The sequence below is a fragment of the Geodermatophilus sp. TF02-6 genome (assembly GCF_003319115.1).
Taxonomy (GTDB): domain Bacteria; phylum Actinomycetota; class Actinomycetes; order Mycobacteriales; family Geodermatophilaceae; genus Geodermatophilus.
The window spans coordinates 75931-88381 of the sequence record NZ_QOHF01000015.1 but is presented as its reverse complement, the minus strand read 5'-3'; the positions used below and the strand labels follow the sequence as shown (position 1 = coordinate 88381).

9 protein-coding genes are annotated in these 12451 nt (G+C 74.9%); 7 read left to right on the top strand and 2 right to left on the bottom strand.

What is annotated here, in order from left to right:
* The first annotated feature begins 69 nt into the window (after positions 1–69).
* The 4 genes from DQ238_RS14730 (at position 70) to DQ238_RS14715 (ending at position 3972) form a co-directional block, all read left to right on the top strand.
* On the top strand, positions 70–1503 hold the full coding sequence (locus DQ238_RS14730; RefSeq protein WP_113782018.1) for a GuaB1 family IMP dehydrogenase-related protein: 1434 nt from the start codon (positions 70–72) through the stop codon (positions 1501–1503).
* Between the two features lie 13 nt (positions 1504–1516).
* Complete coding sequence (locus DQ238_RS14725; protein ID WP_113782017.1) at positions 1517–1861, top strand: metallopeptidase family protein; 345 nt, start codon at positions 1517–1519, stop codon at positions 1859–1861.
* Between the two features lie 210 nt (positions 1862–2071).
* Positions 2072–2395, top strand: coding sequence for a co-chaperone GroES (locus DQ238_RS14720; RefSeq protein ID WP_233495983.1), 324 nt, complete (start codon positions 2072–2074; stop codon positions 2393–2395).
* A 224-nt stretch (positions 2396–2619) separates the two neighbouring features.
* A complete protein-coding gene (locus DQ238_RS14715; protein ID WP_199506355.1) occupies positions 2620–3972 on the top strand; it encodes a Fic family protein in 1353 nt (450 codons plus the stop codon).
* A 55-nt stretch (positions 3973–4027) separates the two neighbouring features.
* Here the strand turns inward: DQ238_RS14715 and DQ238_RS14710 are convergent, their stop codons facing one another.
* Entirely contained in the window at positions 4028–4531 is a 504-nt protein-coding gene (locus DQ238_RS14710; RefSeq protein ID WP_233495982.1) for a MarR family winged helix-turn-helix transcriptional regulator, read from the bottom strand.
* Positions 4532–4588: 57 nt separating this feature from the next.
* Between DQ238_RS14710 and DQ238_RS14705 the strand changes: the two genes are divergently transcribed.
* Positions 4589–6697, top strand: coding sequence for an MMPL family transporter (locus DQ238_RS14705; protein WP_113782016.1), 2109 nt, complete (start codon positions 4589–4591; stop codon positions 6695–6697).
* Positions 6698–6899: 202 nt separating this feature from the next.
* Here the strand turns inward: DQ238_RS14705 and pheA are convergent, their stop codons facing one another.
* Positions 6900–7826: a prephenate dehydratase gene (gene pheA, locus DQ238_RS14700; RefSeq protein ID WP_113782015.1), complete on the bottom strand. Its 927-nt coding sequence runs from the start codon at positions 7824–7826 to the stop codon at positions 6900–6902.
* A 77-nt stretch (positions 7827–7903) separates the two neighbouring features.
* Here pheA and DQ238_RS14695 point away from each other — a divergent pair, with 77 nt between their 5' ends.
* Both DQ238_RS14695 and DQ238_RS14690 read left to right on the top strand, forming a co-directional pair.
* A complete protein-coding gene (locus DQ238_RS14695) occupies positions 7904–9553 on the top strand; it encodes a GGDEF domain-containing protein (protein ID WP_113782014.1) in 1650 nt (549 codons plus the stop codon).
* Positions 9550–12444, top strand: a complete 2895-nt coding sequence (locus tag DQ238_RS14690; RefSeq protein WP_113782013.1) for a diguanylate cyclase domain-containing protein — start codon at positions 9550–9552, stop codon at positions 12442–12444. The genes DQ238_RS14695 and DQ238_RS14690 overlap by 4 nt, the downstream gene beginning before the upstream one ends.
* The last annotated feature ends 7 nt before the right edge of the window (positions 12445–12451 follow it).

Sequence of the window (12451 nt, the reverse complement as noted above, 5' to 3'; positions counted from 1 at the left end):
GCAAGTACCCACGCCCCGGCGCCGGTCCGCCTCGCTGGCGCACGCGCGTCGGTACGGGACGATGGGGCCATGCGCTTCCTGGGAGGCACCCGCCCGGCGACCGACCTGACCTACGCCGACGTCTTCATGGTGCCCAACCACTCGACGGTGGGGTCGCGGCTCGAGGTCGACCTGACCACGCCGGACGGCGTGGGCACCACCATCCCGGTCGTCGTGGCCAACATGACCGCGATCTCCGGACGGCGGATGGCCGAGACCGTGGCCCGCCGCGGCGGCCTGGCGGTGCTGCCGCAGGACATCCCGGTGGACGTCGTCGGCGAGGTCGTCTCCTGGGTCAAGGCGCGCCACCCGGTGTACGACACCCCCATCACGCTCTCCCCCACCTCGACGGTCGCCGAGGCGCTGTCGCTGCTCACCAAGCGCGCGCACGGGATCGTGGTCGTGGCGGAGAACGGCGTCCCGGTCGGTGTGGTCACCGACGGCCAGTGCCAGGGCGTGGACCGGTTCACCCAGCTCGCCCAGGTCATGGTGACCGACCCGCTGACCGTCCCGGCCGGCACCGACCTGCCCAAGGTCTTCGACGTGCTCTCCGATGCGCGGGTCAACGCCGCACCGGTCGTCGAGGGCGACCGGCTGGTCGGGGTGATCACCCGCACGGGCGCGCTGCGCTCGACGCTGTACTCACCGGCGGTCGACGGCGACGGCCGGCTGCTCACCTCGGCCGCCGTCGGCATCAACGGCGACGTGGCGGCGAAGGCGGCCGCCCTGCTGGCCGCGGGCGTGGACGTGCTGGTGGTCGACACCGCGCACGGCCACCAGGAGAAGGCGGTGGAGGCCGTCCGTGCCGCGCGGTCGGTGGCCGGGGCGGTGCCGGTGGTGGCGGGCAACGTGGTCACCGCCGAGGGCACCCGCGACCTGGTCGAGGCCGGCGCGGACGTCGTCAAGGTCGGCGTCGGCCCCGGCGCCATGTGCACCACGCGGATGATGACCGGCGTCGGCCGGCCGCAGTTCTCCGCCGTCGAGGAGTGCGCCGCGGCCGCCCGCGAGCTCGGCCGGCACGTGTGGGCCGACGGCGGCGTGCGCCACCCGCGCGACGTCGCCCTCGCCCTGGCCGCGGGCGCGGCCAACGTGATGGTCGGCTCGTGGTTCGCCGGCACCTACGAGTCGGCCGGCGACATCCACGACGACGGCTCCGGCCGGCTGTACAAGGAGTCCTTCGGCATGGCCTCGGCCCGCGCGGTCAAGGCCCGGACGGCGACGCAGAGCGGCTTCGAGCGGGCCCGCGCCGGCCTGTTCGAGGAGGGCATCTCGTCCTCGCGCATGTACCTGGACCCGGCCCGCCCCGGCGTGGAGGACCTCGTCGACCAGATCGTCGCCGGGGTGCGCTCGGCGTGCACCTACGCCGGCGCCCGCACCGTCGACGAGCTGCACGAGCGCGCGGTGCTCGGCGTGCAGAGCGCGGCCGGCTACGAGGAGGGCCGACCGCTGCCGACGTCCTGGTGATCGGGCGGCAGGGGTGAGGCCGCTGCCGCTGCCGGTCTTCGAGGAGCTCGTCGCCGACGCGCTCGACGCCGTCCCGGGCGAGCTGATGGCGCTGCTCGACAACGTCGTCGTCCTGGTGGAGGACCGCAACGAGGAGGAACCGGAGCTGCTGGGTCTCTACGAGGGATACGCGCTGACCGAGCGCGGCTGGCAGTACGGCGGCGCCCTGCCGGACCGGATCATGGTCTACCGCGAGGCGATCTGCGAGATCTGCTCGACCGCCGAGGAGGTCAGGGACGAGGTGACGATCACCGTCGTCCACGAGATCGCGCACCACTTCGGCATCGACGACGACCGGCTGCACGAGCTCGGCTGGTGAGAGGACCCTCCTGCCCCCTCCGCTCGGAGAAGGACCCCCTGCCCCCCGCCACTCGCGAGCTCGCGGCGGGACCCTGCAGCGGGCCAGCGGGGCCCGGCAGGAGGGCCGTTCCAGCACCTCACCCGCTCGCGGCGGGACCCTGCAGGGGCCAGCGGCGGGTCCCGGGAGCGGGCCGCTCGAGCACCTCGCCGCCGCGTACCGTGATCGACCGTGGCTGACGTCAAGGGGCTGCCGATCAAGATGCTGCACGACCGCATCCTGGTGGCGCTGAGCAGGGAGGACGGCGAGCGTCGCTCCAGTGGCGGCATCCTCATCCCGGCGACCGCGCAGGTGGCCAAGCGGCTGGTGTGGGGCGAGGCGCGGGGTGTCGGCGGGAGCGTGCGGCAGGTGAAGGTCGGCGACCAGGTCCTGTTCTCCCCCGAGGACCAGCACGAGGTCGAGGTCCACGGCGAGGAGCTGATCATCCTGCGCGAGCGGGACGTGCACGCCGTGGCCGCCGAGCGGATCGAGGAGTCCACCGGCCTCTACCTCTGAGGTGGCCGTTCCACGGGACTGCACGGACGCGAACGAGTGGGTGCGAAGCCGTCCGTTTCTGTGCGGGCGGGCCCCGATGCGCGCTCCCTGCTGGAGGGACCCGAGGAGCGACCGGGTCCTACTGATCTGCTACCAACTTCCTTGGTAGTTAGTAGCAGCACCGGTGGCCCGGACAGACCTACTAACTACTACCCGTGTTAGTATCTGATTAGTACGACACCGGTGTGATTAGAGAGCTGATGCACGTTCCCCTGACTCCACCCTCCCTCGACGAACTACTCGCGGAGATCCGCCCCGAGCGGATCGCCCGGGTGATCTCACAGCCCTTGGGGACGGGCGTACCTGGAGACGACGGTTACCTGCACTGGGACAAGCTCCTGCACCTGTCGGCCCCCGAGGGCTTGACGCACCGCGAGTGGTGGCTCCGGCTCAAGCTGACCCGCGGGGCCGGCCGCCGGTCCGTCCCGCTCCTCGACACCGAGGGCTCGGCATTCTGGTTCACACTCCCGGACATCACCCTCGAGTCACTGCACAAGATCGACCAAGAGGCGAGCGGGCGCATCGGGATTGCAGACAGCGTGACCAACCCCGCGACGCGCGACCGGTACGTCATCACGAGCCTCATGGAGGAGGCCATCACCTCGTCTCAACTGGAGGGTGCCTCCACGAGCCGGAGAGTGGCGAAGGAGATGCTCCGCACGGGACGGCAACCCCGTGATCGCAGTGAGCAGATGATCGTCAACAACTTCCGGGCCATGCAGTACGTCACGGCTCATCGTGATCAACCACTCACGCCGAAGTTCGTGTTCGAGGTTCATCGCCTGGTCACGGACGGGACTCTGGACAATCCGACCGCGGCGGGGCGCCTACAGCACCCGAACGAGGAGCAAGTGAAGGTGTGGGGCGACGGTGATCAACTCCTGCACACGCCGCCGCCCGCCGAGGAACTCCCCAAGCGGTTGCGGGCCCTCTGTGACTTCGCCAACGAAGGAGGGCAAGACGCCTGGATCCATCCCGTCGTGCGGTCCGTCATCCTCCACTTCTGGCTCGGATACGATCACTACTTCGAGGATGGGAACGGCAGGACGGCACGTGCCATCTTCTACTGGTCGATGCTGCGCCAGGGGTACTGGCTAGCCGAGTTCCTCACCATCAGCACCATCCTGCGCAAGGCACCCACGACCTATGCACAGAGCTTCCTGCTGACGGAGACGGACGACAACGACCTGACGTACTTCATCCGGTACCACCTTGAGGTCCTCAGGCGTGCCCTTTGTGACCTCCAGGACTACCTGGAGCGCAAGATCCGCGAGGTGCAGGAGGTCGAAGCCCTGGTCCGGGGTGACAGTGGCCTGAACCACCGGCAGCGCGCACTTCTCGGCGATGCACTTCGGGACCCCCACGCGCACTACACCATCGAGGGGCACCGGCGGTCCCACAACGTCGTCTATCAGACAGCTCGGACGGACCTTCTCGATCTCTTCGACCGTGGCCTGCTCGAGAAGCGCAGAGAGAGCAAGGCCTTCGTCTTCGTGCCACCGAGCGACCTCAGTGAACGACTGCGAGCGCTCGCCTGACCACTGACTGGGCGAAGCTGACGACCGAGGGAGGCCGCCAGACCCACGCTGGCCCTCAGTTCGTGCGTTCGCCCGGCGTTTGATCGATCCTGGCGTGATGCATGATCGCGTCGGTCATCTGCTCGAGGAACCGGCGGACGACGGCGAGCTCCTCGTCCGGGAACTCCCCCATCGCCGCGACCAGGTCGCGCTGCAGCCTCCCGAAGAACTCCGCGCCGGCCGACTGCGCCGACTCGGTCATCTCCAGCACCACCCGGCGGCGGTCGGTGGCGTCACGCACCCGCCGTACGTGACCGGCGCGCTCCAGCCGGTCGACCAGGGCGGTCACCGACGCCGAGCTCAGCTCCACCGCGGCGCCGAGCGCCCCGGCGGTCAGCGCCCGCCCACAACGGGCGGCGTCCATGATCGCCACCAGCGCCCGGACGTCGGTGCGCCCGAGCCCGTGGATCCCGGCGAACCGCTCACCGACGGCGTCCAGCTCGACGGTCAGCCGGCGCAGCAGCAGGGCGATCTCCGAACGCTCCTCGACGTCCACCTCCACCTCCTGTTGCACCCGCACCGGTCCCGCCCATAACCTCTCGGCTGTCGAGACTATCGATCTTCGAGGGACGACACCATGGGTCGTTGGCGCTGGCTCCTCCCCGCACTCGTCCTGCTGGTCTGGCTGGGTGGCGCCGGCCCCCTGGGTCAGCTGAGCGGCAAGCTGTCGGGCCTGCAGCAGAACGACGCCGCCGCCTTCCTGCCCGACAGCGCCGAGTCGACCCGCGTCACCGAGCTGCAGCAGCGCTTCTCCCCGGTCCAGGCGATCCCCGCCGTCCTGCTGTGGGAGGGTGACGGGCCCCTCGACGCGCAGACCCTGACCGCCATCGGCGACCGGGCCCGGCAGGCGACCCGCATCGCCCAGGACGCCGGCGCGCTGGCCGGCCAGCCGTCCCCGCCGGTGCCGTCGGCCGACGGCGCGGCGGTGGAGGTCGTCCTGCCGCTGGCCCCGGACGTCGGCGACGAGATCGTCTCGCTGGTCGAGGACCTGCGCGCGGCCCTCCCGGTCGCGGGCACCGACTCCTTCGTCACCGGCCCCGGCGGGGTGTTCGCCGACTTCGCCAACGGGTTCGCCGGCATCGACGGCCTGCTGCTGCTCGCCGCGTTCGGCGTCGTCCTGCTCATCCTGCTGGTCGTCTACCGCAGCCCCATCCTGCCGTTCCTGGTCATCGGCACCGCCGGCCTGGCCCTCACCGCGGCCAACGCCGTCGCCTACCTGCTGGCCAGCAACGGGGTGATCACCGTCAACGGCCAGAGCCAGGGCATCGCCGCGATCCTGGTCGTCGGTGCGGCCACCGACTACGGCCTGCTGCTGGTCGCCCGGTTCCGCGAGGAGCTGCGCCAGGAGCGGTCGCGGTACGCCGCCATGCGGGTCGCGCTGCGCCGTTCCTGGGAGCCGATCGTGGCCTCGGGGGCGACCGTGGTCCTCGGCGTGCTGTGCCTGCTGCTCTCCGACCTGAAGTCCAACCGCGGCCTCGGCCCGATCTCGGCGGTCAGCGTCACCTTCGCCGTCCTCGCCGCGCTGACCTTCCTCCCGGCCGCGCTGACCCTGCTCGGGCGCGCCGCGTTCTGGCCGTTCCGCCCCCGCTACGGCACCGAGCCGCCGCGGGGGCGGGGCTGGCAGCGGGTCGCCGCCCTCGTCGGCCGCCGTCCCCGCCGGGTGCTCGCGGTCAGCACGCTCCTGCTCGTCGCCGCCGCCGTCTTCGCCCCGACCTTCGACGCGTCGGGCATCACCACCTCCGAGGCCATCCGCGGCGAGTCCAACGCCGTCGCCGGGCAGGAGGCCCTCGCCCGCCACTTCGACGCCGGCTCGGGCAGCCCGACGGTGGTCGTCACCCCGGAGGCGAGCTGGCCGGCGGTGGCCCGGGCGGCCGCCGCCACGGACGGCGTGGCCAGCGTCGTGCCCTTCACCGGGGCCGGCGGGCCACCGCAGCCGGGCGCGCCGCCGCTGGTGGTGGACGGGCTGGTCCAGCTCGACGCCGTCCTCGCCGTCCCCGCCGACAGCGACCGGGCGGAGGACGTCGTCTCCCAGCTGCGCACCGCGGTGCACGCCGCCGACCCGGCCGCGCTGGTCGGCGGGAACACCGCCACCAACCTCGACACCCGCCAGACCGCGGCCCGCGACCTGCGGGTGATCGTGCCCAGCGTGCTCGTCGTCGTCTGCGTCGTGCTGGCCCTGCTGCTGCGCTCGCTGGTGGCCCCGGTGCTGCTGGTGGCGACCGTCGTGCTCAGCGTCGGCGCGACCGTGGGCGTGGCCGCGCTGGTGTTCGACCACGTCTTCGGCTTCCCCGGCAGCGACCCCGGCATCCTGCTGATCGGGTTCGTGTTCCTCGTCGCGCTCGGGATCGACTACAACATCTTCCTGATGACCCGGGCCCGGGAGGAGTCGGCCCGGCACGGCACCCGGGACGGCGTCCTGCGGGCGCTGGCCGTCACCGGCGGGGTCATCACCAGCGCCGGGATGGTGCTCGCCGCGACCTTCGGCGCGCTGTCGGTGCTGCCCCTGCTGTTCCTGGTCCAGGTGGCGTTCCTGGTCGGCTTCGGCGTCCTGCTCGACACCTTCGTCGTCCGGTCGCTGGTGGTGCCGTCGGCCGTCGCCCTGCTCGGCGACCGCACCTGGTGGCCGAGCCGACTGTCCCGCCGCCGCCCGGACCCCGAACCCGAGCGCGAGCTGGAACGCGTCTGAAGAAGGACCCCTCCCTCCCACCCCTCGCAGGCTCGGGGCGGGACCCTGGAGGGGGGCGCCCCTCCCGCGCCCCCTCCCGAGTTGATCATGGGGTTCTTGCCGCCGACACGCGCGGACACGCCGACGGAGCTGGCAACAACCCCATGATCAACTCAAGAAGGGGGGGAGGGGAGGCGGGAGGGGTGGACGGCCGGGGTCGGGGTCACGCGCGGCCGGCGCGCACCCGCTCCAGCCACTGCGCGGCCTCGTCGAACGCGGCATCGGTGGACGCCGTGGGGACCGGCTTGTTCTCCCGCTCGTCGGCGCGCGCGTACGAGCCGAGGAAGCGGACCTCGTCGCACACGCGGTGCAGCGCGGCCAGCGCCTCCCCCACCCGGGCGTCGGCGACGTGCCCCTCGCAGTCGAGGGAAAAAGAGTAGACGCCGAGCCGCTCGCGGGTCGGGCGCGACTCGATGCGGGTCAGGCTGATCCCGCGCCCGGCGAACTCGCCGAGCAGCTCCAGCAGCGCCCCGGTGCGGTCGCCGACCACGGCGACCAGCGAGGTCTTGTCGTTGCCGGTCGGCTCCGGCAGCGGGCCGGGCGGGGTGACCAGCACGAACCGGGTGACCGCGCCGGGGCGGTCGGCGACGTCCTCGGCCAGCGCGGTCAGCCCGTAGCGCTCGGCGGCGATCGGAGCGCACACCGCGGCGTCGTGCTCGCCGGCCGCGACCTGCCGGGCGGCCTCGGCGGTGGAGGTGGCCGGCAGGGGGACGACGCCGGGCAGCAGGTCGGTCAGCCGGCGGGCGGTCTGCGCCAGCGCGTGCGGGTGGCTGGCCACCGAGCGCACGTCGGACGGCGCCGTCCCGGGGCGGGCGGCCAGGACGAAGGAGACGGGGAGGAACACCTCGCGGGTGATCAGCAGCGGGGCGCCGTCGACCAGCCCGTCCATGGTGGCCGGCACCGAACCCTCGACCGAGTTCTCCAGCGGGACGACCGCGGCGTCGGCGTCCCCCGACCGGACGGCGGCCAGCGCGGCGGCGACGCTGCCGGCGGGCTGCCGGGATCCCTCCGCGGCGGCGACCGCCCTGATCAGGGCCGCTTCGGCGAAGGTACCCTCGGGGCCGAGATAGGCGTACCGCGTCCCAGGCACCCGACGAGGGTAGTGCGGCCGGGTCGCAGCGGTCGCTCCACCGCAGGAGCACGGCCGCACCGTCGAGGGGAGGACGCGTGACCTCCCGCCCAAGCCACCTGACCGAGGGTGACCTCGACGATGCGCTCTGGCGTCTGCTGGCCGCCAGCGACCGCGACGACCCCACCACCTTCACCGCCGAGCACGACCGCGCCGAGGCGGCGCTGACCGCCTCGACCGATCCCCGCTGGACCGCCTGGCGGCACGCGCTGGCCGCCCGCCGACAGCTGCTGGACGGCGACCGCGGGTCCGCCGCGGCCGGGGTGGCGGCGGCCCGCGAGGCCCTCGGCCGGTGCCGGCCGGACGCGCAGACCGCCCTGACGCTGGCCTACCTGGCCCACGTCGAGGTCACCGCCGACCACGTCGACGCCGCCATGCTGCTGGCCGTCGACGCCAGCCTGCTCGCCGAGCCGAGCGCCGCGGAGCCCTCCCGCGCCCTCCACCAGGCCCACCTGTGGCTGTCGCTGACCCTGGCCGCCCTCGACCTGGAGGAGCTCGCCGTCGCCTCCGCGCTGGAGGGGCACCGGGTCGCCGCCCGGCTGCCCGACCCGGCCGACCGGTGGCGGCTGCTGCAGCTGTGCGCGCAGCAGCACGCCGAGCTGGCCCAGACCCTGCACCGGCGCGGCCGGGCCGAGCGCTCCGCCGAGCTGGCCGCGACGGCCGTCGACTGCGCGAGCGCCGCCCGGGAGCTGGGCGTCGAACCCGACCCGGGCGACCAGGACCTGCTCGACGTCGTCCAGGCCTGGGCGATGGCCGGCCGCGGCCAGGTCGACGACGCCGTCGGCCCGATGCGGCGGGCGCACCGGCGCATCCACCGCGACGGCAGTACCTGGCTGCGCGGCTACGCCGACCTGGTGCTCGCCCGGCTGCTCACCCGCCTGGCCCAGGCCCAGTCCGGGGGCGGGCACGGCGGGCAGGCCACCGACCTGCTGGTCGACGCCGCCGGGGCCTTCGCCGCCACCGGCGACCGCCGGCGCTACCGCCAGTGCCTGCTGGAGCTCGGCCAGGGCACCGCGGCGATGGGCCGGCCCGCCGAGGCGCTGCACTGGCTGGAGGCCTACCGCGCCGACACCGGCCGGGCGCACGCCCGCGGCCGCGAGCTGTGGGCGGAGATGTTCGTGCGGCGCAGCCGGCTGCGGGAGGCCGAGCGCCAGGCCGCCGTCCTGCGCCGGCACGCGCTGGAGGACCCGCTCACCGGACTGGGCAACCGGCGCAGCGCCGAGCGCCGGCTGGCCGGTCTGCGCACCGGCGAGGAGCCGCTGTCGCTGGCCGTCGTGGACGTCGACCGGTTCAAGGAGGTCAACGACGACACCTCGCACTCGCACGGCGACGAGGTGCTGCGCCGGGTGGCCGACCTGCTGCGCGAGCACAGCCGCGCCGGCGACGAGGTGTACCGCTGGGCGGGGGACGAGTTCCTCGTCGTCCTGCCGACGGCGACCGAGGGCCAGGCGCTGGTCGCCATGGACCGGCTGCGCGCTGCCGTGGCCGACGCCGACTGGGACGACCTGCAGCTGCCCGAGCCGGTGACCGTGAGCATCGGGGTGGCCAGCGCACCGCCGGCCGCCGACGAGCCGCTCGGCTGGCGCTCGCTGTTCGACACCGCCGACCTGTACCTGTTCTCCGCCAAGCGCGGTGGCCGCAACCGGGTGCGCGCCCCCGGCGGCCGGCCTCCGCGGGAGGACCCGTGACGGCGGAGGCGGGGTGGGACCCCTGTGGCCAGACGGACGGCGAGCGGGACGGCGCCCCGCGCGCCTCCCCACCGGTGCTCGACACCGACCGGGACGGCGGGCACAGTGCGCTCGTGCCACCGGGAGCCCTGCACCAGCGGGTGACCGCTGCCCTGGCGAGCTGGCGGCTCGACGACGCCGAGGAGCTGCTGGCCGACGTCGGCACCGACCCCTCCCCCCACGTGGCGCCCGCCCCGCGCGACGGCGCGGCCGACGACGCACCCGCCGGCTCCCCACCCGTCGACCCTGCACCCGTCGACCTGGGCCGGGCCTGGGCCGACACGCTGCGCGCCGAGCTGCTGGTGCGCCGGCTGCGGCAGGCCGGGTTCACCCTCCTCGGCGACCCGGTCGGGCTCCCGCACGGCACCGGCTCCCCGCCCGCCCTCGACCTGCACGCCGGCCTGGCCGAGCTCATCGACGGCGCGCAGGACGGGGGTGCGCGCACCGAGCCGGCGTCCCGCGCCGCGCTGGCCATCGCGCTGGTCCGCTCCGCGAAGGCCGCGTTCGAGGCCACCGACGACGAGCTGCAGCGCGCCGCCGGCCTGGCCCGGCACGCCCGCATCGAGCTGCTCTCCCGCCGCATCGACGCCGCCATGGACGAGGCCGTGGAGGCGGCCAGCCTGCTCGACCCGGAGCTGCCGCCGTCCGCGCTGCTGGTGGAGACCCTGACGGCGCTGGCCGGGGTGCTGGCCGACCTCGAGCTCATGCCGCTGGCCCTGGACTACCAGCGGCGGGCGCACCAGGCCGCCGTCGCGGCCGCGGCCTCCGGCGCCCTGGGACGGCGCGGGGACGGGCACCCGGACGGCGGGCCCGACGTCCTGGTGGCCCGCGCCGCCACCCGCCTCGGCGAGCTGTGCGCCGAGCTCGGGGAGGCGCTGCTCGACGACGGCGTCCCGGAGTCGGCGCAGCCGCACTTCGCCGAGGCCCGCGCGCTGGCCGAGCAGGCGCTGGCGCTGCTCCCGCCGGAGGCGGCCGACCCCGTGGTCAGCGCGCAGGTGGTGCACGGCTGGGCCCTGGTCGGCCTCGGCGAGCACGCGGCCGCCGCGGGGCCGCTGCGCGCCGCCGTCCGGACGACCACCGCGGCCGGCGACCGGGCGCTGCTGGCCACGGCGCTGCTGGCGCTGGGCCGCGCGCTGCGCCGGCAGGGCGACGGCCGGGGAGCGGACGAGCAGCTGGCCCGGGCCCTGGCGACGGCGACCGAGCACGGCCTGCCGCGGCTGCGCCGGGCGGCGCTGCGCGAGCTGTGCACGCTGCACGCCGAGCTGGACGACGCCGGCCGGGCGCTGCCCTACCTGCAGGCCTACCTCGCCGACGAGCTGGACCGGGTCGACGAGCGGCGCACCCGGTGGGTGGAGCTGTTCGGCCGGCGCAAGAGCCTGCTGGAGACCGAGCGGGCCGCCGGTCAGCTGCGTCGGCAGGCCTACGAGGACCCGCTCACCGGGCTGCCCAACCGCCGCTACGCGGAGGCCACGCTGGACTGTCTGCTGTCCTCGGGGTCCGCCCCGGCGCTGGCCGTGGTCGACGTCGACCGGTTCAAGCAGGTCAACGACACCGCCGGCCACCCGACCGGTGACGCCGTGCTGCGGACGGTCGCCGAGCTGCTCTGCGCCGGGGTCCGCGACACCGACGAGGTGTGCCGCTGGGCCGGCGACGAGTTCGTCGTCCTGCTGCCCGACACCACGGCCGAGCAGGCCGAGCGGGCGCTGGAGCGCACCCGCCGGGCGGTCGCCGAGCACGACTGGGCCGGCCTCGGCGTCGACCTGCCGGTGACGATCAGCGTCGGCGTCGCCTCGGCCACCCGCGGCGACGACCGGCGCACCCTCTTCGCCGCCGCCGACGGGGTGCTCTACGACGCCAAGCGCAGCGGCCGCGACCGCGTCGTCCGGCTGTCGACGGTGACCCAGACCCGGGCCGGCGACGGTCCGCTGGACGCGCTGTTCGGCCCGCCGGGGCGAGCTGCGACGGCTGTGACGGACGGGTCCGGTGGGGAGGACACGGCCCGCGCCGTGCCCCGGGACGACGCCTCCGCGGCCCCTAGGGTCCCTGCCGTGCAGCCCTCCCCGCTGGACGACCCGGCCGGCGCGCCCGGCGGTTTCGCCTCCCTCCTCGTCGAGCCCGTCGACCCGCCGCTCGGCCTGGGCACCTCCGGCGAACCGGCCCTGGGCCCGGTGCCGGCGACCGCGCGCCCGGCCGGGTCCGGCGGGGTCGGCACCGCCCCCGCCGCGCCGCTGCGCGACGGGCCGGCCGAGCCCGAGGTCGTCTGGGGCACCGGGCGCAGCACCGAGCAGGTGCTCGCGCTGGTCCGCACCGCCCGCCGGGAGTTCCCGGACCGGCCCGCGGTCGTCGTCCGCGCCTCCGCCGAGACGCTCGTGGCGCTGGCCAGCGAGCACGACGCCTACACGACGGTCGACGCCGCGGCGATGTCGGCGGCGGTGGGTCCGCTGCCCGAGCCCGCCGGGCGCATCGGGGTGCTGCGCGGTGTCGGCGGCGACCGGTCGGTGGCCGCCGAGGCCGCCTTCGCCGCCCGGGTCACCGGCACCGAGGTGGTGCGGGTGGACGACGTCAGCGGCGGCCGCCGCACCGGGGCCCCCGAGCTGCCCGGCGACGTCGACTGCCTGGTGGTGGTGGCCGGGACGGACGCCTCGCTGGCCGGCCTGGTCGGCGTGCTGACCGACGTGCCGGTCGTCGCCGTCCCCACCTCGACCGGGCAGCCGGGCTCCTTCGGCGGGTTCGGCGCGCTGCTCACCGTGCTCAACTCGGCCTCGCCGGGTGTCGTGGTGAGCAACATCGACGACGGCCACGCCGCCGGCGTCTTCGCCGCGAGGATCGCCCGGAGGTCCCGGAGGGGCTGACCGGCCC